Origin of the sequence: Cohnella phaseoli (assembly GCF_003386235.1) — a bacterium.
In the GTDB taxonomy this organism is placed as follows: domain Bacteria; phylum Bacillota; class Bacilli; order Paenibacillales; family Paenibacillaceae; genus Cohnella; species Cohnella phaseoli.
Window position 1 is genome coordinate 352454 of the sequence record NZ_QRDZ01000003.1, and the last position, 24468, is coordinate 376921.

The 24468-nt window shown below is 44.8% G+C and carries 32 protein-coding genes; 31 read left to right on the forward strand and 1 reads right to left on the reverse strand.

What is annotated here, in order from left to right; genetic code table 11:
* Positions 1–8: 8 nt before the first annotated feature.
* The 30 genes from DFP98_RS05865 (at position 9) to DFP98_RS06010 (ending at position 22977) form a co-directional block, all read left to right on the forward strand.
* Positions 9–347, forward strand: coding sequence for a hypothetical protein (locus DFP98_RS05865; RefSeq protein WP_116059615.1), 339 nt, complete (start codon positions 9–11; stop codon positions 345–347).
* Entirely contained in the window at positions 344–877 is a 534-nt protein-coding gene (locus tag DFP98_RS05870; protein WP_116059616.1) for a hypothetical protein, read from the forward strand. Before DFP98_RS05865 ends, DFP98_RS05870 begins: the two co-directional genes overlap by 4 nt.
* A gap of 36 nt (positions 878–913) precedes the next feature.
* Complete coding sequence (locus tag DFP98_RS05875) at positions 914–1891, forward strand: phosphotransferase (RefSeq protein ID WP_116059617.1); 978 nt, start codon at positions 914–916, stop codon at positions 1889–1891.
* Between the two features lie 750 nt (positions 1892–2641).
* Complete coding sequence (locus tag DFP98_RS05880) at positions 2642–3277, forward strand: histidine phosphatase family protein (RefSeq protein WP_116059618.1); 636 nt, start codon at positions 2642–2644, stop codon at positions 3275–3277.
* A gap of 245 nt (positions 3278–3522) precedes the next feature.
* Positions 3523–4206 carry a class I SAM-dependent methyltransferase gene (locus DFP98_RS05885; RefSeq protein WP_246016426.1) on the forward strand — a complete coding sequence of 228 codons (684 nt, stop codon included), beginning with the start codon at positions 3523–3525 and terminating at the stop codon, positions 4204–4206.
* 2 nt (positions 4207–4208) lie between these two features.
* Entirely contained in the window at positions 4209–4634 is a 426-nt protein-coding gene (locus DFP98_RS05890) for a GNAT family N-acetyltransferase (protein ID WP_116059619.1), read from the forward strand.
* Between the two features lie 50 nt (positions 4635–4684).
* Positions 4685–5620, forward strand: a complete 936-nt coding sequence (locus DFP98_RS05895) for an ADP-ribosylglycohydrolase family protein (protein WP_246016427.1) — start codon at positions 4685–4687, stop codon at positions 5618–5620.
* A gap of 68 nt (positions 5621–5688) precedes the next feature.
* Positions 5689–6018, forward strand: coding sequence for a DUF3024 domain-containing protein (locus tag DFP98_RS05900; RefSeq protein ID WP_116059620.1), 330 nt, complete (start codon positions 5689–5691; stop codon positions 6016–6018).
* Between the two features lie 421 nt (positions 6019–6439).
* Positions 6440–6751, forward strand: a complete 312-nt coding sequence (locus tag DFP98_RS40200) for a GNAT family N-acetyltransferase (protein ID WP_220377054.1) — start codon at positions 6440–6442, stop codon at positions 6749–6751.
* 173 nt (positions 6752–6924) lie between these two features.
* The gene (locus tag DFP98_RS05910; RefSeq protein ID WP_116059621.1) at positions 6925–7446 is read left to right on the forward strand and encodes a GNAT family N-acetyltransferase; all 522 of its coding nucleotides are present in this window, start codon (positions 6925–6927) and stop codon (positions 7444–7446) included.
* 34 nt (positions 7447–7480) lie between these two features.
* Positions 7481–7900: a GNAT family N-acetyltransferase gene (locus tag DFP98_RS05915; RefSeq protein ID WP_181917504.1), complete on the forward strand. Its 420-nt coding sequence runs from the start codon at positions 7481–7483 to the stop codon at positions 7898–7900.
* 107 nt (positions 7901–8007) lie between these two features.
* Positions 8008–8565, forward strand: coding sequence for a histidine phosphatase family protein (locus DFP98_RS05920; protein WP_116059727.1), 558 nt, complete (start codon positions 8008–8010; stop codon positions 8563–8565).
* An 85-nt stretch (positions 8566–8650) separates the two neighbouring features.
* Entirely contained in the window at positions 8651–9232 is a 582-nt protein-coding gene (locus DFP98_RS05925) for a hypothetical protein (protein ID WP_116059623.1), read from the forward strand.
* A gap of 53 nt (positions 9233–9285) precedes the next feature.
* On the forward strand, positions 9286–9756 hold the full coding sequence (locus DFP98_RS05930; RefSeq protein ID WP_116059624.1) for an NUDIX domain-containing protein: 471 nt from the start codon (positions 9286–9288) through the stop codon (positions 9754–9756).
* Positions 9757–9972: 216 nt separating this feature from the next.
* The gene (locus DFP98_RS05935) at positions 9973–10596 is read left to right on the forward strand and encodes a carbon-nitrogen hydrolase family protein (RefSeq protein ID WP_116059625.1); all 624 of its coding nucleotides are present in this window, start codon (positions 9973–9975) and stop codon (positions 10594–10596) included.
* 78 nt (positions 10597–10674) lie between these two features.
* Positions 10675–11235: a hypothetical protein gene (locus DFP98_RS05940; protein ID WP_116059626.1), complete on the forward strand. Its 561-nt coding sequence runs from the start codon at positions 10675–10677 to the stop codon at positions 11233–11235.
* A 26-nt stretch (positions 11236–11261) separates the two neighbouring features.
* Positions 11262–11681, forward strand: a complete 420-nt coding sequence (locus DFP98_RS05945; RefSeq protein WP_116059627.1) for a hypothetical protein — start codon at positions 11262–11264, stop codon at positions 11679–11681.
* A gap of 92 nt (positions 11682–11773) precedes the next feature.
* Positions 11774–12232: a RidA family protein gene (locus DFP98_RS05950; RefSeq protein ID WP_116059628.1), complete on the forward strand. Its 459-nt coding sequence runs from the start codon at positions 11774–11776 to the stop codon at positions 12230–12232.
* A gap of 41 nt (positions 12233–12273) precedes the next feature.
* Positions 12274–12819, forward strand: coding sequence for a GNAT family N-acetyltransferase (locus DFP98_RS05955; protein WP_116059629.1), 546 nt, complete (start codon positions 12274–12276; stop codon positions 12817–12819).
* An 8-nt stretch (positions 12820–12827) separates the two neighbouring features.
* Positions 12828–13259, forward strand: coding sequence for a DUF4362 domain-containing protein (locus DFP98_RS05960; RefSeq protein ID WP_116059630.1), 432 nt, complete (start codon positions 12828–12830; stop codon positions 13257–13259).
* A gap of 30 nt (positions 13260–13289) precedes the next feature.
* Entirely contained in the window at positions 13290–13772 is a 483-nt protein-coding gene (locus DFP98_RS05965) for a GNAT family N-acetyltransferase (RefSeq protein ID WP_116059631.1), read from the forward strand.
* Positions 13773–13976: 204 nt separating this feature from the next.
* A complete protein-coding gene (locus DFP98_RS05970) occupies positions 13977–14852 on the forward strand; it encodes an ABC transporter ATP-binding protein (protein ID WP_116059632.1) in 876 nt (291 codons plus the stop codon).
* A complete protein-coding gene (locus DFP98_RS05975) occupies positions 14845–16734 on the forward strand; it encodes a hypothetical protein (protein WP_116059633.1) in 1890 nt (629 codons plus the stop codon). Before DFP98_RS05970 ends, DFP98_RS05975 begins: the two co-directional genes overlap by 8 nt.
* Positions 16731–17387, forward strand: coding sequence for a hypothetical protein (locus DFP98_RS05980; protein WP_116059634.1), 657 nt, complete (start codon positions 16731–16733; stop codon positions 17385–17387). Before DFP98_RS05975 ends, DFP98_RS05980 begins: the two co-directional genes overlap by 4 nt.
* 32 nt (positions 17388–17419) lie before the next feature.
* On the forward strand, positions 17420–18010 hold the full coding sequence (locus DFP98_RS05985) for an RNA polymerase sigma factor (RefSeq protein ID WP_116059635.1): 591 nt from the start codon (positions 17420–17422) through the stop codon (positions 18008–18010).
* A complete protein-coding gene (locus tag DFP98_RS05990; RefSeq protein WP_116059636.1) occupies positions 18007–18834 on the forward strand; it encodes a hypothetical protein in 828 nt (275 codons plus the stop codon). The genes DFP98_RS05985 and DFP98_RS05990 overlap by 4 nt, the downstream gene beginning before the upstream one ends.
* Positions 18824–19471 carry an ATP-binding cassette domain-containing protein gene (locus DFP98_RS05995; RefSeq protein ID WP_116059637.1) on the forward strand — a complete coding sequence of 216 codons (648 nt, stop codon included), beginning with the start codon at positions 18824–18826 and terminating at the stop codon, positions 19469–19471. The genes DFP98_RS05990 and DFP98_RS05995 overlap by 11 nt, the downstream gene beginning before the upstream one ends.
* A gap of 29 nt (positions 19472–19500) precedes the next feature.
* A complete protein-coding gene (locus DFP98_RS06000) occupies positions 19501–20082 on the forward strand; it encodes a DJ-1/PfpI family protein (protein WP_116059638.1) in 582 nt (193 codons plus the stop codon).
* Between the two features lie 50 nt (positions 20083–20132).
* Positions 20133–21893 carry a sensor histidine kinase gene (locus DFP98_RS06005; protein WP_116059639.1) on the forward strand — a complete coding sequence of 587 codons (1761 nt, stop codon included), beginning with the start codon at positions 20133–20135 and terminating at the stop codon, positions 21891–21893.
* The gene (locus DFP98_RS06010; protein WP_116059640.1) at positions 21868–22977 is read left to right on the forward strand and encodes a response regulator; all 1110 of its coding nucleotides are present in this window, start codon (positions 21868–21870) and stop codon (positions 22975–22977) included. The genes DFP98_RS06005 and DFP98_RS06010 overlap by 26 nt, the downstream gene beginning before the upstream one ends.
* Here DFP98_RS06010 and DFP98_RS06015 read toward each other — a convergent pair.
* On the reverse strand, positions 22964–23530 hold the full coding sequence (locus tag DFP98_RS06015) for a TlpA family protein disulfide reductase (RefSeq protein ID WP_116059641.1): 567 nt from the start codon (positions 23528–23530) through the stop codon (positions 22964–22966). The genes DFP98_RS06010 and DFP98_RS06015 overlap by 14 nt on opposite strands.
* A 127-nt stretch (positions 23531–23657) precedes the next feature.
* On the opposite strand from DFP98_RS06015, the gene DFP98_RS06020 reads away from it, so the two are divergent.
* Entirely contained in the window at positions 23658–24353 is a 696-nt protein-coding gene (locus tag DFP98_RS06020) for a 4'-phosphopantetheinyl transferase family protein (protein WP_116059642.1), read from the forward strand.
* Positions 24354–24468 lie beyond the last annotated feature (115 nt).

The window sequence follows — 24468 nt, forward strand, 5'->3', positions numbered from 1 at the left end:
GGGAGGGCTTGATAGGTCCGATTTTTCTTAGGAAAGGCTTGGTTGCCAAATTCAAAGATCATATTTCAAGCGTTCCTTATTGTATAGTAATTCACAATGCCAAACGGTACTCCGTTAGTGTAGAAAAAAAACTAGCAACAGAAGAGGTATCTTCAATCGTTAATCATTTTCTGAGTACAAGGTATCCTATTGTTTGTTCGGCAGGGAGCAAAAGCTCAATTCCTTTTTGGGACTATCATATTGCATTAACAGGTGGAAATAATGACGAGGACACCGTGAATACGGCAACTTTAGATGATATTTGGAGTGAGTACGATAACCCCAAACCAAAGGAACTAATGAAATGACTTATACCTTGTACCATTATTATGAAGCAGAACAGGGGCCATTTCGAAACCTCTCTAGTTTATCGATTGAGGAAGCTAGCAAGGTATCTGAACAAATAAGACTTGAAGGTAGGTCTTTTGCAAGCCAACGATCAGAAGAATATATGACGATTAGAAGAGGATTGGAGGAAATCGCCCGAAACCAGTTTATTAATAAAGGCGGTAAGCCGAAAAATCGATTCCCTCATTATATGACTTTAGGGGAATGCAGATGGTTAGAGTCATGGTATAAGAACCCGAAAATGATTGCTATCGACTGGAATGAGTTTTTAGAAGACTCAATTAGTTTCACGTATGGTGATCTGTTTCCGACTATGAGATATCCAGATAATAAACCTTATCGGAGGAAGATCTTCACCAAAGCGGAAATCGTTACGTTAATAGCAGAATGGGGTTTGCCCCAGGAGTGGAACAAGGATGGAGAAAAAGGGCCGGAAAGGTATATTGAAGTTCAGATCTGGGACGAAGAAACAATTAATAGATTTTGGTGAGCCAGTGCAAATCTAGATTAAAGGAGCTTTGTTTTTGTGCCAACTAAATCACCAGATCAAATATTATACGAGATTGCCGAGGAACTTAAACTTTATTATGGGCTAATCGTCAAAAATGCTGAAGCTAATGACTTTGGATTCGCAAATCTGAAATGGAAGATTGATACGGATGCAGGTATATTCTTTGTAAAGCAATATAATTCAGAGAGATATACAGATGAATTATTAAGTCATGTCGAAGTGGCTCTAGGTCTACAAGACAGATTAAACAAGGAAGCAGGCATTCCTTGCCCAACGATACTCCCCCATAAAGGTTCGTATATTCAACGAACATCGTCCGGCGAACGATTCATGTTAACCGAATTTTGTCATGGCCATATGGTCGGCCCTGGTGAAGTGAATAAAGATCAGATGTATCATTTGGGCCAAGTGACTGGAAGGATGCACAGGTGGTTAAATGAGCATGCTCCACTGTCCTTGCATTTGCATTGGGTACCGGCTTCAAAGGAAAAGATGTTAACGCAATGGTTGACGAATTGGCATCAAGCGCATAGTGCTGGATCAGATAAATATATTGCAGCTCTTGAGCTTCAAAGAAAAATTGCGGAAAAAATAGATCTGGAAATGTTTCAATCTTGCGAGGAGGGCTGGGTTCACTGGGATCTCTTCGTAGACAATATATTGTTTCATTCCAATTATGTTTCTGCGATTTTAGATTTTGACCGAATGCATTTTATCTATCCTGAATTCGACATATCGCGAGCAATATTGTCAGGGACCATTTTGAATAATAAGATCAATTTGGAGTCGGCAAAGGCGTTTATTAATGGGTATCGTGAAAGTGCTCCGCTACCTGTATTAAAGCTAGTTCGGTCAATCAAGTTAACTTGGTGGAAAGAATCGGCTTGGTTAAATATTAAATCTGAAGAGTTCAGAACTTTAAGGAGATTTGCGGAGGAGTTAATGTGGGTAGGTAGCCATTGGTCAATGCTAGAGGATATATTTAATGATTGATTTAAAGAAAGAAGGGTATAGCTATGACATTATTACATATAAAAACGCTTTGAAAGTTAATTAGCGGGTAGTCTGCTTCATCGATTGGAGATTCTCTATAAATAAAATTTAACGAATTCGGTGATACCTAATGCCACCTAAGTCGGCACTTATCGAAAATGAAATTACGATTAAGTCTGTTCGCTGCTACTATAGATGGGTTTTCTCATATGGCGATTATTATTGTTTTATTAAAGAATATGATGATAAAGGTAATTTCAAACCGTATTTTGAAGATATACTTCACTTCGGACAACGAAATTCAGATCTTAAAAAATTTTATTATTTTCTTAAGATATTCAATAAAGATAAGGCAGAACTGATTAGGATACTAGCATCAAACCTATATGGTCAGAAGAATTGGTCAAATAATGATAGAAGACGAAATGGACTTAGTTTTATAAATTTGAAAAGACTTATGAAAGAAAGAGAAAAGTCGTAAATAACGCATGGTTATATTATGAATAACTACAAACCCGAAGGAGGCTCAATGAACGATAATGTTCACGAATCATTCGGAAGACTGGTGCTGTCACTTCCAGCAATGATTGAATCCGTTCGTAAGGGACATTGACGAGTTTTCAGAAACTTCTGTAATTCACTATGAGGGATTAGAGGGTACACTATGAGTAAGATTCATTTTTCAAGGACAATCTCAGGCTGAGGAGAACGTGGAAGAATCAAGTCACAATATAAGGAAGAGGAAAGTGCATGAGCGATATCACAACTATTTTTCTCACAAGACACGGTCAAACGGAGTGGAATATTTTAAAAAAATTTCAAGGTCATAATGACTCTGCTCTCACAGAACTGGGGATTAAACAAGCAAAGTGGCTGGGGGAAGCTCTTAGGGATGAAAAGATAGATTTGATTTATTCGAGTTCCAGCCTTCGGACCCTTAGAACAGCCGAATTATTAGCCGAAGGAAGAGACATTCCCATTGAAGCCTGTGATGAGTTGATGGAGCTCAATCTAGGGGTCTGGGAAGGTTTAAACCAAGAGGAAGCAAAGAATTCAGATCCTCTTCAGTTTTCTAATTTCTGGAATGATCCGAATAGCTTTAAAGTTCAACAAAGCGAAACGTTCCAAGAGGTCTCAAAGCGCGCGGTAAATAAATTACAACAAATTATAACCGAAAATTCAGGTAAGTCGATTTTGCTTGTCACTCACACAGTTGTCGTAAAGCTGATCATGGCTTATTTTGAAAAACGCGATTTAAAAGATCTGTGGAACCCCCCGTATATTCATCCTACCTGTTTATGCAAGATTGAAATTAGCCAAGATCGGCATTCAATTATTCTGCACGGGGATATTACACACTATAAGGAAGAGGCGGTTGAGAGTTGAAAGCGGAAGTCCAAGAGCATTAAGATGAATGTGGATCGAACCTATAGATAAAAGTTTGTTATCTTCTCGATTGGTTTAATTGTTTTCACCTTATTTGGGTATTGTTGTAACATTCGATTGAGGTGATTAAGAATGAGAGCCGACTTTGGTAAAGTGTCTTCCGATTATGCAAAATATCGTGATCGTCTGCCTGCAATCCTATTGAACAATTAGCTAACAAAGGATTCCGCTTCAAAGATCAGGACGTGATTGACCTTGGCTCGGGCAGTGGCATTTTCAGTAGAGATTTGAATAAGCACGGTGCCCGCGTCATCGGTATCGAGCCTTCAGATGAATTGATTAAAGAAGCAGTGAGGATTGATCAATCCTTAGGAATAAATAATATTAGCTATGTTCGAGCTCAAGCTGAAGATTTTACACTTTCGAGAACATATCCGATGTTCACAGCGGTTAGAGCGTGGCATTGGTTTCAGCGCATCAATGTTATTGAGAATATAAAAAGGTATTTGGAACCGCATGGGCATCTAATAGTCATTAACTCTGTTTTCAAACCGGATTCCGATATTGCTCAAAAAACATTTGAAGTGTTAATCAACAACGGCATCGAACTTAAGCCAGCTGGCTCCAACGCGGAGACTAAAGAGAGAAGAAACGGGTTTCCGGTGAACTGGTTTGACGAGTGGCAGAACCATTCGTTCCATGTAGTAGGCGAATGGCAGCAAGATTACGAAGGCAAGTATTCTCACGAGGAATGGTGCGGGAAAATGAGATCCGTATCATGGTTAACAAACATAGATGAGAGCAAACGAATGAAGGTAATCAGAGAATTATTAAATAAATTATGTGATGACCATGAAATACTGAATGTTCCTCATCAATTTTCAATCGTGATTCTAAAATATGCTCTGCAGGACAAAACGGAGAGATAAATATGTCATTGAAGATTTCCAATAATATAACTGAATCAAATAAGGATTACGTCAGAAATAAGATGATAGAGTTTAATTTAATGCACTTCCCTGACGAGCTTAAAGGTCGATATCAAGAGTTAAATTTGCATTTAGTGAATGAGGATGGAGAAATATTGGGCGGTATCGTAGGGGAGTTTTGTTGGAATTGGCTGGAGGTTCAATATTTATTTGTTGATCCGGCGCATCGGAAATCAGGAAATGGAAAATCGCTTCTCAGGGAAGCCGAGAAAATGGCTCGAGATAAAAAGTGCGATTTTATTAAGCTGGATACATTAAGTTTTCAAGCATTGGATTTTTATCTCAAAGAAGGTTTTCAGATCTATGGAACAATTGAGAATGCCGGAGGGTATACTCACTATTATTTAAAGAAAGATCTATTGAACTGAATGAACACTAAACAACTCATGAGTGTTCGTCTGCCTTGGAGGGATTTCCTTTGAATTCAAAAATAATGAATGGAATAATTGGGCTTTGTATCGGTGATGCACTCGGCGTGCCCGTAGAATTCAGGTCGCGCGGAGCTCTGTCAGGACACCCCGTCTTAGACATGATCGGCTATGGAACGTACAACCAACCTCCTGGTACTTGGTCTGATGATAGTTCATTAACTTTTTGTTTAATGGACAGTATAGCCGAATGTAAGCGAATTGATTTGTTTGATATCGCCGACAAATTCAAAAAGTGGTTATGGGAAGGATATTGGACGCCGTATGGAGAGGTATTTGATGTCGGTATCGCCACAAAGCAAGCGATTGATAGGCTGAATCACGAGTTGATTAGGCCGGACTTCGCCGGTGGCCAAGATGAATACAGCAATGGAAATGGATCGTTAATGAGAATTCTGCCTCTAGCCTTTCTGCTGCGAAAAAGCAATGTTGAAGAACGTATTTCAGCGATCACGCAGGTTTCGTCCATTACACATCGTCATATGATCTCGATCATTGCATGTGTTATTTATACAGAGGTTGCCATCAACTTAATCGACGGGTTGGATTTGAAAACCAGCATAAACGAGATGAAGCTAGTTGTTAATAGACATTTTTCCGGCCATAGTGAGATTGTTCAATTCGAAAGAATACTTAATGAAGACCTATCGGACATTAAAGTGAATGATATTCATTCCACAGGATATGTTGTGCACACTTTGGAAGCGAGCTTGTGGAGCTTACTGACGTCGGTCAGCTATAAAGAGGCGGTATTAAAGTCCATAAATTTAGGAGAAGATACCGATACAACAGGGGCCGTTACAGGGGGATTGGCGGGTCTGATTTATGGAATAGAGAGTATCCCTGATGAGTGGGTACAGCAGATTGCGCGAATCGATGAAATAGTTGAATTGTGCAGAAGATTTGAAAACAGTATTAACATTTAAATTTGAGAAAAATTTAGTATTCAGACAACCATCTTTATCTTATAGTTGAACTATTAAATTACGGAGGGATGAAAGTGCTAGATGCTTTTACAAAAAAGAGAATAGAAAAAGTACTGCAAAATTATATAGATAAAAAAATCCCGAAACATCTCAAAAATGAAGTTCAGATTCATTATAAATTTAGGGGCAAAACCGTCACGTTAAGCCAGGAGAGACCAGGGTATATGGGGAGGCGATTTGTATACCCAATTGCTCAACTCAGAAATGAAGAAGCATTGTGGAAGGTATATTGGCAAGATAGTAAAAATAGATGGCATTTTGTCGATGATATTGAGCCGGATACGGACTTCGAAAAGCAATTAAAGGAAATTGATGAAAATGATATTTTTTGGGCCTAGGCGAGGATGGCAATGGCTTCTCATCACATGAAACGGGTCAGTACATAGGAAGCTCAGGAGCGGCAGTACCATAGCAGCCTATAAGGTTTGTCTAATCGTATGATTCAGATGAGTATCTATTATTCGTCTAATTATACGATTTTTCGTTTATAAGGAGAGCGCATTTTGAAAACATGGGTTATAATACCAAATAAAAGCTTGTGAACTAACGGCCATTAAGAGATTTTTGCAAAGCGAGGAACAGCTAGATGGTTAAAAATTTATTGATAGAAACGAAACGATTGATTATTCGCCCCTATAATGCAAATGATTTAGAACCTTCGTATCGGTTAATGCAGGACAAAGAGCTTTATCAATTTCTTGAATTCGATGATTCGATGTTCTTTCCTATGAGGAATATCAAGGCCTTTTTCAATGGCTGATGGAGAGTTACGAGGTAAGCTATGAAGGCGAATTTAAGTATTCATTTGCGATTATTTTGAAGGAAACGAATCAGGTTATCGGCTGGTGCGGGATTGGCACCCTTGATCTTAGTAAATCAGACAAGGAAGTGTATTACCTGATTGGACGGGATCATTGGGGTAAAGGGTATGCCTTCGAGGCCATGAAATCGTTTATCGCCTCGAAGAGGATCATTGAAAAACTAGGTTTTCGCTTCGAACATATTCTAAAGGATTTACCTCAAGAATTCAGTCATTGTAATGGCGAATGGTTTTACTCCATAGCAAGATAGGAGATGTCCATTGTTCGGCAGGAGATCTGCTTGCCAAATGGTAAAATAATCAGTACCTTTATCCGGTCTAACCCGCAGGATTTTGTAACGATTGTAGAATGAGGTGTTCTGTGGGGAGGACCTGTTGAAGCAGGGGGTTTTTGATTTTGACGGGAAGTTTGGAGGCTAAATCAATGGAGAATATTTATTTGTCGAGACCTTCAATAAATTTGAAGGATGAATATTTGGATTTCTATCAAGAATGGATAGATAGCGGGGAAGATATAGTTCCATGGGTCGTGAGCAGAGACCCTTCAGATTTTGAGCAGATGATCAGATGGCTTGAAGATCATGAGAACGGAGTGAACCTGCAGGAGGGCTGGGTTCCCGATTCAACCTTCTGGTTGGTTGCTGACGATCACAGGATCGTAGGAGCAGTAAATATTAGGCATAAATTGACTAAATTTTTAATGGATAGGGGCGGACATATCGGTTACGGAATACGACCGTCTGAACGAAGAAAAGGCTACGCGACGCAGTTGCTAAAATTAGCGTTAGTAGAAGCTAAGCAGTTAGGAATAAATCAAGCATTAGTGGTTTGTGATAAGGGTAACATTGCATCCGAAAGAACGATTATCCGAAATGGCGGTACTTCCGACGTTGATTTTCTTGAAGAGGACGGCAATGTAATTAAGCGGTACTGGATTAGACTTTAAGAACAATATAGCTAAAATAGGGAGCCATATGCAGATGCCCATCACAATTAGATTTGGAGATATTAATGATTTGAAGGATGTAAGCAATGGGGATCAACATGTTCCAGCTCATATATTATTGTGGAAATTACAAAATCAAGAGATCATTATAGCCACTGATAAGGCTGACTTGGTTGGATACCTCAGACTAGAGTATTTGTGGTCTAAGTATCCTTATATTGGACTTATTATTGTTCGGCCTGACTACAGAGGCAACGGCTTGGGAAAAGGGCTTCTAGAGTTTGCTCAAGCGCACTTAAGGAAAAAAGGGATGAAGAAAATATACAGCTCTTCTCAAGCAAATGAGTCTGATCCTCAAAAGTGGCATAGGAAAATGGGGTTTCAGGAATGCGGAATCATAAATGGAATCAATGACGGGGATATTGGAGAGTTGTTTTTTGCTAAAGAAATTTAAGGACATACCCAATTTAAAGCTTCGATATTAAAGCGTAGATAGAATGGCATTCATTGAACTGAATGAAGTCATAGATAAACTGAAACAAAAGTGGTGACTTGGCCGTAGTGGAAACAATACTGTATTTTGTCAGACATGCAGAGTCTGTTTACGAAGAAGGTAGAGAAAGAACTAGAGGTTTATCTGAACAAGGAATGAAGGATGCACGGAAGGTTAGTGATATTTTAAGGTCCCAAAACATCGACATATTTGTCTCAAGTCCATATGAGAGAGCGATAGAGACGATTCGTTTATTGGCGGAAGAACAATGTAGAGAGATACATTTAGAGGAGGATTTGCGGGAAAGAACAATCGGCGACTTTGCTCCAGCATCATTTTGGGAGGCAAAACGTGTTGTATACGAAGACTTTAACGAATCTTATCCAGGCGGAGAGTCAAGTGAGGCTGCACAGAAGAGAGCGATGGAGGTCATAACAAGGCATATTGAAATCTCTAGAGGCAAGAAAATTGCAATTGGAACACACGGCGACATTATGACACTGATGTTGAATTACTTTGATCAACGATACGGGTATGCTTTTTGGAAATCGATGACAATGCCTGATATTTACAAGGTGAGAGTTGAAGGGAAAAGACTCATTGAAGTAAAGAGAATGTGGATGTAGCTTGGAGGCCGTCTCATGAATAGTGAACGAATTTATATATCCATTGGGCAACTGTAGGGGATGGATATATTTGAGGGGAGAGCAAATGAATAAAAAGCTAAAAAGTTTGAGTTCACTTTTACTCTTAGTATGCATTGTTGCTCTGATCGTCTTATGGCAAGTTGGACTACTTGGATTATGGAAAGACGGAATCGCATATATTGCAAATAATACAGAAAAGTATAGTGATAGAGAGGGTCACAAAATACAAGGTCGTCACTCTTTATCTATTGATCTTTCAGATTTGAATAGCAATAGGGGCAAAGAGCTTTATAATGACGGTACTCATAAAATTGTAGTTGCTTCCGTTGAGAAAACAATAAATGACAGTATAACGATTAGTTTCAGATCGATGGGGCATTATTCCCTCAATGGGGCAACGCTAATTTCTGGAGTGCGACATTATACAGTGAATAACATTTCATTTGCCAGTGAAATGTCTGCGATAATGACTGCAGAGGACGATTCTACAAATTACTCGGTATCGGGAACTGGAATGAGCGGATTGAACTATAGAGATGGAGATGATTTCTCTTTCTCCATCTATCCTTTAAAAACTTCAGATGGAGCGGGAAAACTACAAATTACATTAACGAATCTGTATTTGAACGCTTGGAATAAGAAATGAAGGATGGGTAAGGAAAGGCCGGAATAGAAGGAATCAATTTTGGAGGTTGACCGGTGTACCACATTAGAGTAAGGGCATGTGCGTTAATTATAGAGAAGAACTCGATTCTGTTAGTGGAATTTGATGATGAAAATGGACTTCATTATAATTTGCCTGCCGGGGGAGCCGAACCGGGAGAGTCGATTATTGAAGCGGTAAAACGCGAAGCACGAGAAGAGGCCAATGTCGAAGTAGAGGTTGGGCCGTTGGCTTTTGCTTATGAATATGCTCCGCATTTTAATTCTTATATTTACGGAAAAGGACATAGCTTAAGTTTAATGTTTGAATGTCGAATTACGAGCGGTCGCCCTTCATTGCCCGAGAAACCGGACCTCAATCAAACAAATGTAAAATGGATTGAACTAGAGAAATTAGAAGAGATCGTACTCTATCCGAACATTAAGGATGAAATAAAGGAATACGCGAAAAACAAGAGAAATATCGAGCTAATTGAGGAATGCAGGTTGAAGAAATACAGATCGTGAAGAGGCAGCGGCTCGAATCTTAAAAAAGGAAGGCGGTAGGTAGCACCCTCGCCTTCCTTTCCATGGTTTACTTTATCTTACTTATGCGGAGCAGCATTGTTGCAGCTTCCGCGCGGGTGGCTGCCCCATCCGGAGCGAAGCTGGTGTTGCCGCGGCGTCTTTCTTCGGGAAAAATGAAAAATAGAGGCGTCAGTCAGCCCAGATCGGAGAGATAATATGAAGCTTCTAATTGCGCAACCTCGATTAGAGAAGGAGCTACGACAGCTGGAGCTTGAAATGATGAATCATCCAGAAGCAGATGTTATCATTTTTCCGGAAGGGTACATCAACCACAATATAGATTGCGCATGCGAGTTGGCTAGAAAATATTCAAAGATCATTATATCGGGGTACAAGAACCCAAAAGATAGGGCGGTCGTGATAGATCGTGATGGGAAGCTGCTGCTCGATCGCGCCAAGTACGAGGATACTAAACTCGTTGAGGTTGAAGGGAACGTTATTGGTATAATGTTGTGCGATGAACTGGTCCTCCAAGGGATGAGCAATCTACAACCAACGAACATCCTATTCATTGTTCATCCTATTGGAGTGGGAATGTTTAGCGAAGAACAGTTCGCTGAATGGGTAGAGGAAGCCAGGAAGTATGCCATACAATATAAAACGGTCATCATTGGGACCAGCCATGCAGACGGATCGTTCGGAGACAGCGAAGTTTCTATCCCCATCGCCTATTGCATGGATGAAGAGGGCACGGACATCTTTATTTCCAAGAACGATACTAAGACAAGAATCGTAACTCTTGAAACAAGGCCGGGCCGCTCCGTGATTAATCTGGCTTAGGAACAGCGACAGGGAATAGTTCACCTATCATTCTTGCGGATGCGTTGGAGAATTGTACGCGAAAGGACTGACAAGCGATTGAAATACAAAAAGAGATATAAAATCATCTTTGTGACGATAGCTTTGGTTATTTGCGTATTATTTGTCTCTACACGATATATAAAACCATACTATACCTATAAAGTTGAAGACGATGAAAATGCCATTGCCCAATCCATAAGCCAAATGGTGAAGTTGCCTGTTCAGATCAGGCTAATGGAAGATGCAGACGACAAGAAAATCGTTCTTTTTACAATTGAGTCACAATTTGGCGAAGCGGAGCTTACAAAGGGCCCTAACCATAAATACAAACTTGATTTCACGGGGCATGGAACAAATGAGATCCGACCTAGAATTATGGAAACGGGTAAGGGACAGTATGTTAGAATTCTGGGCCGGAATACGGAAGGGATTTCTAAGATACTTACGTTGATTGATGGCGAGAAATATGAATTGGCGGTGCAGGAGGGAGACTTTTTTATTGCCATTTCTCCGTTAACCGGGAGTACGGATAGTAAATTCCCCTCAGGATCAGTATTGTACGACAGCCAAGGCAATGAAATCAGAAGAATAGGGATATCTGAAGATTATATTTTATGAACAAATTACTCTGGGAGGCAAACTCAATGTCCAAAAGTATGAGATTAATGCTGGCGTTTCTATTAATTACAGTTTTCTTAGGGCAATCCGTATCTGCTGCAACTGCGAAGACGACCAAAATAAAGGTAACCCTTGTCAGTGTTGAATTAGTGGAAAATAACCATGTCGGTAATGAATGGTATACCGCAGGCTATGTTAACGGTAAAGAAATTAAAGAAGGCTCGACAGTCACTTTAAACTTAAAATCATCGGAGAGTGTAAAATTAAAAGCATACGCAGAAGAGCAGGATAAGATCCCCGATGTAGGAACAGCCAACTTATCCATTAAAGCATCCTCGATTTCTAAAACTATGAATAAATCGCTTACGGTAAAGGTCAAAGAAAATCGCGGCAGATATTCGGGCAACACGGCAGAATGGAAATTTACATTTAAGATTCAAAAGTAAGACTGGGCTTGTAATAGATCGAATTATTCATTGACCTTTCAAGTTAATAGGAGTACAATCTTCCCAATATTTATGATATTGGGGGTTTTTGTATGTCGGGAAATTCGATTGAAGAACGATTGCAAGCACTAAACGTTATGCTTCCTTCTGCAAGTCAGCCGGCTGCAAAGTATGCAAATTACGTGATCGTCAATGATATGATTTATGTTTCAGGTAAAGGTCCTTCCGGAAACCCCACAGGAAAATTAGGACTAGAGTTCTCGACTGAAGAAGGCTACGCTTTCGCAAGATCGACCGCGGTTGAAGTGCTTGCCGTATTGAAATCTGCTTTAGGATCTTTAGACAAAGTGAAAAGAGCTGTGAAGGTACAGGGATTCGTGAATGCAAGCGCTGACTTTGAAGAGCATCATAAAGTGCTGAATGGATTTTCTGACTTGTTGGTCGAAGTGTTTGAGGATAAAGGGAGCCACGCTCGTTCTGTTCTCGGGGCGGTCTCCGTAAGAGATAACTTGCCAATCATTGTGGATTCCATTTTTCAAATAGAGGTATAAAAGCGAAATAAATGATATCATGCAGGAGGCTAACGTGCTCTATGATACTCGTTGATAAAGATGAAATTCGGTTGCGGACACTGGAGTCGGAAGATTCTTATTTATTAGTGAAGTGGCTTTCGAATCCAGCAGTGTTGGAGTTTTACGAAGGCCGCGATCGACCGCATGATCTGGAGCTTGTAAACAAGCATTTTTATGAAGATAGAGAAAACATAACGCAATGTATAATCGAATATAAGGCCCAAGCAATCGGGTATTTGCAATTTTATGAGATAGATGATGAAGAACTCGAGGCGTACGAGCTTAAAGAGTTTACCGGAGTCGTTTATGGAATGGATCAATTCATTGGCGAACCGGACTATTGGAATCGCGGGATCGGGACGAAAGTCATCCAAGAGACTGTAAATTACTTGGCGGAACACAGAAAGGCAAGCAAAATCGTTATGGATCCGCAAACGTGGAATACCAGAGCATTAAGAGTGTATGAAAAGCTAGGATTTACGAAGAAGAAATTATTAGAGAAACAGGAGTGGCATGAGGGCGAATATAGAGACTGTTGGCTTATTGAATACGAAGTCAAATCTTGAGGTGCATCATGAAAAACTTCACATTTATTATTATTCTATTCCTAGTTATTGTAGTATCGGCATGTGGCTCCGAACCGTACAGCTATGATACGGCAATGGAAAACGGCGACGTTGTAGACTTACATGGTAACGTGAAGAACGCGGAACGACTAGAGGCATTTTATCAGAACTCATTAACGAAAACGGAAGATAAAATTAGAATTACCAGGTTTACGATAGAAGGAGATCCGATATTTTACGACCTAGTATTTAACGGAGCGGAAGTACAATTTAAGTATGACAATTCTAAAGATAAACATGGAACAACCAACATAAGAACCGCGAGCTGTAAAACCCTAACTTTTAATACGGTTGAAAATGGAAAGGAATATGAGCTTCAAGGGTGTTACGGGAAAAATAAGGAGCTGGGAGACGGGTTTAAATTTGAAGTCAGGAACTAGTAGGCGTTTTATGAAGGAGGGGGCGACCCATTGAATATTTCTTTACTCAAATCGGATCTGAGTCAGGCATCGCTCATCTACGAAATGCAAATTAAAGCATTTACGCCTCTGTTTAATAAATACCAAGATCACACAACCAGCCCTGCTAATGAATCTGTAGAACGAATAATAGATCGATTAAATGAATCGTCTACGGATTACTATATTATAAAAGATTGCGAGGTTCCCGTAGGTGCGATTAGGATTGTAAGGAAAGAGAATAAAGCGTATCGCGTCAGTCCGGTATTTATTGTACCCGAGCACCAGGGAAAAGGGATTGCCCAGAAGGTATTCGCTATTATCGAAGATAAATATAAGGATGCATTAATTTGGGAGCTGGACACCATATTGCAAGAGCAGGGCAATTGTTACCTCTATGAGAAGCTAGGCTATCGAAAGACGGGGCAAACCAAACAAATTAACGATAAAATGACAATTGTGTTTTATGAGAAACGCATGACACTTAGCAAATGAACTGGACATAATTACTTTCAATCAAATAAATAAAGCCGTTCCAGGCAGTATAGGGACGGCTTTGTTCTAGTTCCATACACTTCGGAGGAAATTTTGCTCGTGGAACCGAGATACGGCGCATAAGTCTTTTTTTTATTTTTCGACCAAACTTTTTGCGGACATGGCCGTCATACTCCGTAAATCAAGCTTTTAGGCGGTGAAGACATGAACATTCAGATTCAAGCTTTAAGCAAAACTTACAATGGAAACAAACAAGCGTTACGCGAAATCGATCTATCAATCGGCTCGGGAATGTTCGGGTTGCTCGGTCCGAATGGGGCGGGCAAAAGCACGCTAATGCAAATTCTGGCGACTCTTATTCCGCCGACCGGCGGCAAAGTACAAGTCGGTCCTTACGTGTTGGGCAAGGATGATCACTGTATTCGGCAGTGCCTGGGCTATTTGCCTCAAGCGTCAAGGTTTTACGATAAATTAACCGGGGAAGAATTTCTTCATTATGTCGCGGCCATTAAAGGAATGAAATCGGCGAAGGAACGTCGCGCAGCAGTAGCTACCCTTTTGGAAAAGGTGAACCTTCAGCATCACGCCAAGCGCAAGCTTAAAACATACTCCGGCGGCATGAGGCAGCGGATTGGCATTGCTCAGGCGCTAATCGGCGAACCCCGCGTATTAATTGTAGACGAGCCGACGGCCGGACTTGATCCGGAGGAGAGGATCCGGTTTCGCGAGCTGCTGGAGGAGTTGGGACAGGAACGAATTATTGTGTTATCCACTCATATCGTAGCGGATATTGAAGCAAGCTGCCGTTCGTTGGCCATTTTGGATCAAGGAAGTATGAGGTATCACGGAACGATGGCCGATCTTCTGGCTAAGGTGCAAGGTCGTGTGTGGACAACGTATGTTCATGAACGAGATCTGCACAGGCTGACAGGGGAGTCCGTTATCCGTCGGCGGAAAACAATTGAAGGCTACGAGCTGAGGATGATCTCCAGCACTTGTCCTTTGCCGGATGCGGTTCCCGCATCTCCCAGCCTGGAGGATGCTTATTTGCATTTAACGAGAGGTGAATCCGATGAGTGAATGGCGAGCGCATTTTGCAACGGAATGGAAGCTTCTCCTGCGTGGGGCTCACTTTCGGATTCTGATGCTGGTCGGTGTTGTTCATGCTTGGCTTGTTCATAGGGCAAACGAATGGACGGAGCATGCCGGCTATTATCTTCATCAATTTGAATTTATGTACTTGGGCGCGATTACGATATTGGCCATTTTGTCAGGGGTATATGGAGCAAGAAGCCGCCAAGCTGCCGGGGAAGCGCAATTGATCGGGAGCCTCCCCTATCGTTCGATACGGCGATGGTCGGCGCAACTGACCGTTTTTTTGCTTCCCTTTTTCATTTTCACATGTGTTCCGGTTTTCATTTACCTTTGGTTGCGAGAGACGATGTATCCGGGGGCAAGCTTGTATCCGGCCTGGTTTTTATTGTCCACGTTTATTCCGATGCTGTATGCGATGATTCTGGGCTGGCTATTGGGCGGGTTGTTTAAGAGCAAAATAGGCTATGCGGCAGGGTTTCTGCTGTTTTTTCTTCATATTTATGGCGGACTCTTATTGCTCACGCCCCGTCTTCCGATGCCCACCCGACTTCTTCCCAACTTTTTATTATTCGACTTCAAGTCGATGGGATATTTTGACGACCAGTTTGGATTTTCGCGCGAAATGTCTTTTTGGACGCATCGGGGGTTTTATCTCTTTTTGGCTTTTGCTTTATTTATTTTGTTTATTTACATCAAAGCCAAAGCCAGAAGAGAGCCGGGAGTCCGAATGCAGGCGACAGGTCTTATTCTTGCCGCCTGCTTGGCAGCCGGATTGCTTGCGGGTCATGTATCGCAGAAAACCGTTCAGATGAATCAAGTGGCGATTAGGGAAATCTCGAATTTGGAGTCCGTCAAGCCAGCCAGACTATCCGGATTGAGCTATGACCTGGATATGAGGCCATACAAAGACGGCGGGCTCGCTGTAAAAGCAACAATTCAGTTCACGAATGAAGAAGCGGCGACACTCCCTCTTGCTTTTACGCTGAATGAAAGATTCGAGATGACCGAAGCGCGTCTCAATTCGGAGTCGGTTCGCTTCAGCAGGGACGGGAATCAGATTCAGATCGAGACGGGAGACATACGTCCGGTCACCTTGGTTTTGCACTATCAAGGAAAAATAGCCGACCATAAAGTGACGGAGGAGGGGACGATGACAGCCGTTCATATGGCCGATCGCTGGAACGTGAACCTCCCTATGGAATTAGCCTGGCTCCCGCAGCCTCTGTTCACAGAAGGCGCTGCGCCAAGCCGAGTCACCGTTCGTTATCCCGATACGATCCGGCTGTACAGCAACTACCGCACACTCGAAAAAACGACAAATGCCGGCGTACAGACGATTCAATTCGAAGCGTCCAATGAAGCCGAGTCCGGTTTCAATTTATGGGGCGGATCGTTAAAAGAAGTAGCGGCGGAAACCGGCGGAATGACAACGAAAGCCATCGTTAACGAATTGTTCAATGACGACTACGTTTCGCGATGGGTCGCATTATTTCATGAAGGAAAACGGCTGATGCTTCAATTGAATCCGGAAGTCCAAGTTCGTGAAGCCGATACGCTGATCGCAATGGACAGAATTCGTTTCAATCAACGGGAAATAGCTAAAACAGGCAGCGGGATTATACAAGTGCCGTCCTACTTCTTCCAAGGGCTGTACGACGATGAAGAGGTGGTTGCGCAAATAACCGAGTTTTGGTTTGATTCCTCGGGAGCGAAGGGGGAACGGGCCGATCCGGGCAAACGGAAGCAGTTCATAAGAGAACTTTCCGCTTATCTGATTAAACTGGACAACAAGAAGCTGCTAGCGGCGAATGCTGGCGATAAACACGTTCAAGAGCTGCGGGATAACGATTTAGGGGAGGCGTCATGAACAGGCTGGGGCTAAGCTTGAAGCTCGTTTGGTCGTCTTTCGTGTGGGCCGCTTTGGGGGTGACGGTACTGCAGGTCGCGGCAGTCGCCGTGCTTCAGCCATGGCACTTCGTTGAGAAAATCGAGTTGATTCATATTCAAATCCTATATGAATATACATTGCCGTTTATCGCCAGTTTGATCATGTGCCAGCTTTTTGTGGCGGAGCTGGATAAGGAAACGAGCGGTTGGTTTATGTCGCTTCCGTTTCGAAGTCCGCTTTTCTTCGGTACAAGGTGGTTGTTGGGCACAGCAACGATATTTATACTTTATTTAATGGGAATTGCCGCCATTCACCTGTTAGTTCTTCCCATTCCGCTGCGGACTTTTTCCTATCATGTGCTGCCGCCGGCGTTATGGCTAGGTCACCTTGCGCTGCTTGGCAGCTTGATTGGAAGAACCTATATCGCGGGAATTTCGGTTTCCTTATTTTATTGGGTGATGGAATCCTTAACGAACGGGGGGATTACGGACAGGCTTTACTTGTTTTCGGGAAGCCTGCAGGAGGGGGCGGAACTAATCTGGAATCGCAATGCCTTGCTGCTCGGCAGCCTCCTTGCTTTTATACTCTGTATATTCGTATTTGGACGACGCACATTTTTTGTTAATAGATAGTTAAGGATGATTCTACCGGAAGGGAGAAGCGAATGACCGACGAACAATTAATGCGGCAATTCGCCGACGGAAACGCCTCTGCTTTGGAAACTCTCACCTATCGTTATCATGCGGCTATTCATAAATATATTCATCGCATGATGCAATCGCGAGTGCTGGCTGAGGATTTAACGCAGGAATGCTTCGTGCGTGTCATGCTTTCTGCGCGGGAGGGGCGCTATCCGCAATCCTTTCGGCCATGGCTGTACAAAATAGCGACGAATCTGTGCCGAGACCATTGGCGCCGATCGCACGTCTGGGCGAAAGCGGTCCCGGATCTGGAACGGAATGCCGCCGCCGCTTCGGATAACGTGTCGCAAATTTACGAGAAACAGGAAGAACGGGCGCTTGTTGTGCAGGCGCTGAATCAGCTGTCTGCCATCCGCAAGGAAGTCATTATTCTTCGTTTCTACCAGGAGCTGCGGCTGGATGAAATTTCCGATGTTCTGGATATTCCATTGAGCACCGTCAAGAGCAGATTATATGAAGCAATCCGTGTGTTAAACGGACTTTTAAGCGCTGGAGGAATTAAGGGAGAGACGGAAAGACGGGCTGCAGCTCGTAAAGGAGGGAGGGAAATATGATGGGCGAAAATGGAAATCGGCAAAGTAATAAGCAGGATTTGGCTGAGGAAGAGGCGAAATTAAAGGAGTATTTGGGTCGGTATACCGTGGAGGAACCTTCGCTCAAGGATACGGCTCAATTCGCCGCCATGCTGACTCGTCAATGGGAAGAGTCGCAAGCCGCTCCGCCGCATCGGAAGGAACGGGCGGTTCAACTGCTTATTCCGCTTATTCGGTCGCATCTACGATTGTTTAATTGGAAATATGTGCTGCTGTCCTTGGCGCTATCCGCTTTGGCCTTTGTGGCCGAGTTCATCATTGCGGATGAAGTGGCCATACGGCCTTTCCTGTTTACCGCTCCGCTGCTTGCCGCATTAACGGTTTGTTTGGGCTTTCGCTCCTACGGAACGCCGATGTTCGAGTTGGAGCTTTCTATGCCCGCGAATCCATTATTATTGATCTTTAGCAGATTAACGTTGATCGTCGCCTATTACCTCGTTTTGGGCAGCGTTCTTACCGTGCTTCTGCCTGATTTGCAGCATCGCATGGGGGCGCATATGATCAGTTGGTTGATCCCATTGGGGATTTTCAGCTTGGTCGCCGCCTTGCTGCTCTTTTATTTCGGTGTGTTTGCGGGGCTGTACGGATCGGTCGTTTGTTGGATCGTCCAGCTTTTGCTTAACAAGCATTTAGGAATTTTGTTTTGGTTTAGCGAAGTAACGAGCCCTCAGCGGCAGCAAAGCCAAATGGTCGGCTTAGTTTTCATTCTGCTGCTTTCCCTGTTGTTGATCCATCGGGTCCGGAGGATGAGCGGCCGAAGAGGATGGCTGCGTTATGAGAATTAGAATTCGATCGGCGACGGTATTCGGCGACTCGGGACAGGCGCTCGGCCCGCTCAGCTTGGAGCTGTACCCGGGCTTGATCGGCTTGATTGGTCCTAACGGATCGGGCAAAAGCAGGTTAATTAAATTGCTTGCGCATGTCGTTCCTATTAACTCGGGCAGTATTGGATATGAGCTTGACGGAGTTCCTCTGTCGCCCTTCCAGGCAAGAAAGGAAAGCGGGTATGTGCCGCAGGAGATTGCCATTTACGAGCGATTTACAGTGCGGGAATACTTGGCTTACATTGCCGGAATAAAGTTTCTTGGGAGCGAGGAGGCCGATAACACGGTGGCGGAGCTGGGCGGTTTTATGGAAATTGCCCCGTTGCTGGACAGAAAAATGGGAGAGCTATCCGTAGGCCAGCAGCGTCTGGCGATGATCGCGCAAAGTATGATTGGCTCGCCGAAGTTTTTGTTTCTCGACGAGCCGTTCAACAATCTCGACGTTCGACAACGCGACCGCTTGCTGGAGCTTCTCTTCGTCGTATCGCGCCAAGCGATCGTGCTTGTATCGAATCATATTGTGGAAGAGATGAGCGGGTACAACCAGACAATTGCCATGCGAGACGGCATGATTGCCGAGATTTCTCCCTATGTCTGAAAAGGGCAAACGAAACGGAGGGCATTGCGATGAAGATCGGGTTTGTCGTGTTTAACGGGATTACTTTTCTGGATTTGATCGGTTTTTACGATGTGATCTACCGTTTGAATTTGTTCGAACAGACAAAAGGGACGACATGGGACTTCTGCGGACTATCCGAGGAAATTACCGATGAATTGGGATTAACGATAAAAGTGAACAAGATCAGACCGGAACTCTCGGCCTATGATCTTATTTTTGTTCCCGGCGGAATGGGGACGAGGAAGCTGAGGTTTGACGAAAATTTCATCGGATGGCTTCGTCAAGCCGCCGATGTGCGCTACATCGTATCTGTCTGTACCGGATCGTTGTTAATCGGAGCAGCGGGATTTCTGACGGGGAAAAAAGCAACGACGCATCCCAGTGCATATGAGCTGCTGGAACCCTATTGTCAAGAAGTAATGAATGCTAGAATTGTGAAAGACGGCAATTTGATTACGGCCGGAGGCGTTTCGACATCAATCGACCTGGCTTTGTATCTTGTCGAGCTTTTTGTGAATAAAGAGGCCGTCGAGACGGTCAAGAAACAAATTGACTATCCGTACGAAATACAAGGAATTGTTGAAGTGTAGCTTCCTTACGAGAATAGACGAAATCGCATGCAGAAAGGGTACATAGCCGGATGAACGCAGCATTATTCTACACAGGCATGGTCGTGGCCGCTATTCTGATGGGAGTTTCGTTGATATACGCTGTCATTTATCGGCGCGAGCGCGCAGTTCGTTATTTCGTTTGGCTAATGGCCTGCCGATTGATTTATGCAGGTGGAGTCATTATGGAGTTGCAGGCGGACGCTCTGCCGGGCAAAGAATGGTTTCGCAGCATTCAGCAGATTGCGCTCGTACTGAGCGTGCCATTATTTATTCTGTTTGTGCTGGACTTGTACAACAGGGATAAGTGGCGTAGGTTTTCCTCTCATCTGATCATTTTCGGTCCGTTTGTGGGATGGGCGATCGTCGTCGCGACAGATTTTCGAACAGGGCTTATCTATGCCAGCAAGCAGCTCGTTAACGGACATTTGGAGACGGTCAGAACACCGCTTGCGCTGAGCGTTAATCTGCTTTGTTTTACGATTATCGCGACAGGCCTCGTATTCGTCGTTCGATATATTCGCAGCGCTCGGCCCGAGGTGCGCAAAGCAGGCATGTGGGTGCTCGTCTTATGCTGTATTCCCGTTCTGTTTGAGCTGGCCAAGCTCACCGTTCCCGACTTGCAGGTTTGGCTGCTGCCGATTTCGGTATATACCGGCTTCCTCGGCATGATTATGCTGTGGTTGGTCGTTCGAAATCGACTCTTTTCGATCGTTCCTATGGCGAGGCAGCAGATCATCGACACTCAGCGGGAAGGCTTTCTGATTGCCGATCACAACGGGCGCATCGTCGATCATAACGGTTACGTTCAGCCCTTGCTTCTCGATTCGGAGGACGGCTCGCTTATCGGACTGTACATCAACGATGTGCTGAGCGGTTGGCCGGAGTGGAAGGAAGCTTGCTTACAGATGCGGACGGAGAGAATGGAGATTCGCGGCGGCGGCCGTCTTCCCGATCGCGTCTTTATTCTGGACGTATACCCGCTGCTCTCTCAGAGAGGACGCAAGCACGGCACAGTCAGCGTCCTCTTCGACATTACGGAGAAGCAGCGGCATCTTGAACAGATCGCCTCGCTTAATCAGCTTAAGGATCAGCTGTTCACCGTCGTCTCGCACGACATTCGCGATCCGCTGGCTCTTCAGGTCAGCTTGATCGAGCTGTTGGAGGAATCCCGGTACTCGCTGCAGTCGGACCAGCGGGAACTGGTGGATACATTAAGCGAGCAAATTCGCAATACGTATACGATGGCCGAAAATTTGCTGGAATGGTTCCGCGTGCAGAAGGAAGGTTTCTCTCTTCGCGCCGACGGATTCGACCTGTCGCAGATCGTGCGCGAAGCTTGTCGATCCTTGACGCTGCGCAGCGAAGTCAAGCAGGTTCGTCTGGTTAACGAAGTACCCGACGATTTCCGAATTCATGCGGACAGGGAAGCGATTCTGCTGATCGTGCGCAATCTGCTCTCGAATGCGATCAAGTTTTCGCGCAGAGGCGGTACAGTGCTTATCCGCGCACAGGAGGAAAAGCGCGAATGGCTGCTGGCCGTGCGCGACGACGGGATCGGGATGGACGATACGCAGCTGCGCCTTCTGTTCGACGATGCCAGCTTGGATACTCTTCCGGGCACCGAAGGAGAGAAGGGAGCCGGTCTGGGGCTGATGGTCAGCCGCCGGTTTCTACAACTGAGCGGCGGGCGTCTGCGCGTCGAAAGCGCGCCCGGGAAGGGCAGCACGTTTTATATCCATCTGCCGAAGGAGGGGGGTCGAAGCAATGAAGGTGCTGATCCTGGACGATGAACGAGCGATGCACACGATTATGAAGCAGATGCTGGCTCGAGTAGAGGGGATTGAACGAGTCGAATGCTTTTTGGAGCCGGCAGAAGCGGTGGAGTATGCCCGCAAGGAGGCCGTCGATGTCGCCTTTATCGATATTAAGATCGGGAGAGAGAACGGCTTGCAGGCAGCCGCGCAGCTGCGCGCGCTTGCGGGCGGACTGGACATCGTCTTTGTCACCTCCCATAAGGAATATGCGTTGGAATCGTTTGAGACTTATCCGCTCGACTACATCGTCAAACCGATCTCGCGCAGCCGCCTGGAGCAGACTATTGCCCGGGCATTCGAGCGAAGAGCGCAAAACGCTGCAGACAAGCAAGCCGAACCGCGCTTACAGGTTCGCGCTTTGGGCGGGTTGGAGATATCCGGGGTGCAAGGCGGACGCGTGCGTTGGATTTCGCGCAAGAGCGCCGAGCTGTTCGCTTATCTCCTTCTCTGTCGGGGACAATTTGTCGCTAAAGGTCGAATTATCGAAGATATTTTCTTGGAAATGCCGATCAAGAATGCCGAAATTTATATGAATACGGCGGTTTATCAGCTTCGCAAGGCGCTCACGCCGCTGGGGATGAAGGCGATTGTGCAATCCGCCAATGAGCAGTACCGTCTGGAAATGAGAGAGGTAGCCGTAGATTTTGTGCATTTTGAGGAACAGGTCAATCAATGGAACAGGGGAGCGGATTCCAGGGCCGAACTGGACGAAGGCATTGCTTTGGAGCAGCAATATACAGGGGCTCTGTTTGAGGATAACGCCTACCAATGGTGCGCCGCGGAGCAGTACAGGCTGGAACAGCTGTATATGAGCTTCGCCAAGCGTCTCGCCCGCGAGTTGGCCGAGCATCGAAGATACGAGCAGGCTGTTATCGTGCTCAGACGGGTTTTGGCGCTGGCCGAGCTGGACGAGGAAGCGAACTTACTGCTGCTGCACGCCTATCGGGAGCAGAAGGATCGACTTGCGCTCCAAGCCCATCTCCGCCATTACGCCGACCTGTATGAGCAGCAGCTTGGCCTGCCGCTGCCGGTCGAAGCCACTTCTTTTATGATCCTTTAATATTTTTGAACGCCACTTCGATCAGCTCGATATCGGCGGAGCCCACAATCGCATCGGCTACTTCCCCGCGTTCGTTAAAGAAATAGAGCGAAGGAAAACCGACGCCTCCGAATTTGTTGTAGATATCGCCGGCTTCGTCCAAAAGAACGGGATATTCAATATGATGCCGCTGCACATAATCTCGCACATCCTCCAGGTTGTCGCGAGCGGCAACATTGATGCCGTACACATTAATCTTGTCCTTGTACTTCTTTTCCAATTGGACAATTTTCGGCGCATCCTCATTGCAGTACGGACACCAAGAAGTAAAGAACAGCAGCACGGTCGGCTTTTCGGCAAAATGAACGTCAACCGCAGCGGTCGCCTCCGACAAGCTGTTTAAAGTGAAATCGTTGGAGGTTTGTCGCATCTTGTCGACCGAAGCGTCGGATAAAGATGTCTCATTCGTGGCCGTATGTCTCGGCTTTTCCTCGCGATTTGCCAATAGATAGACAATGAGGACGGCAGAAACAACCAGAAGAAGGCTCGTAACCGCAACCTTTAATTTATTCATCGTATCCCCCTAACTTTCCAATTCGTTACAGCGATGATATTCTATTTTCAATAAAAAATAAAGAAAATATACGCTATTGAAGTTGGGCATTTGGTTCAGCTTGCATAGCTCATAAGGGGACGGAGATTTGAACGAAATCCGGCTGTATGTCGTTTCAGTCAAAGACGGATTCGAGCTCAGCAGGCTCGATCGGGGGCTTGCCTTGTTGGATGAAGAGGAACTGCAGGTCTATCGCCGCTATCAGGTCGACTTCAAGAAAGTGGAGTTCGCCATTGGTCGCATCTTGTTAAAGACGCAGCTGGCGCAGCGAATCGGGGCCGACCCGCGATCGATCCGATTTCGCAAAAATCAGTACGGCAAGCTCTACCTTTCGGAGCAAGACATGGGAACAACAAGCGAGCAAGTCTTTTTCAATCTGTCTCACACGGATAAATTAATCGTTTGCGCGATGACGACATTAGGCGACATCGGCGTGGACGTTGAGCATATCGCCCGGGACCATTTGACTATTATGCCTCGCGTTTTTAACGAAACGGAGATCGAGTACGTAAACGCACAGCAGGGCGAGGAGGAAAAACTAGCGGCATTCTATATGATTTGGACGAGGAAGGAAGCGTATATGAAGGCCAAGGGAATGGGCTTTTCTCTACCGCCTTTGTCGTTTGCCGTTCCTGTTCGGCCTGGTCGAGCGACGCAAGGGGAATGGGAGTATAACACCTGCCGTCTTCGTGAGAAATATATGCTCTCGACCGCGCTGCATAATCCGACAGGATGCGACATTCATTACCGCATTCAAGAAATAGATTGCGAGTGGCTCGAGTAATTGTCTCCGCCATTCTCCTCCGGCAAGGCCGATAACCTGACCCGAAATCCGCAAACCCGCCAGTTCCGGCGAACGTAACCCGTTGAGCCCACAGGAGCTTTGCGGGTTTCTTTGA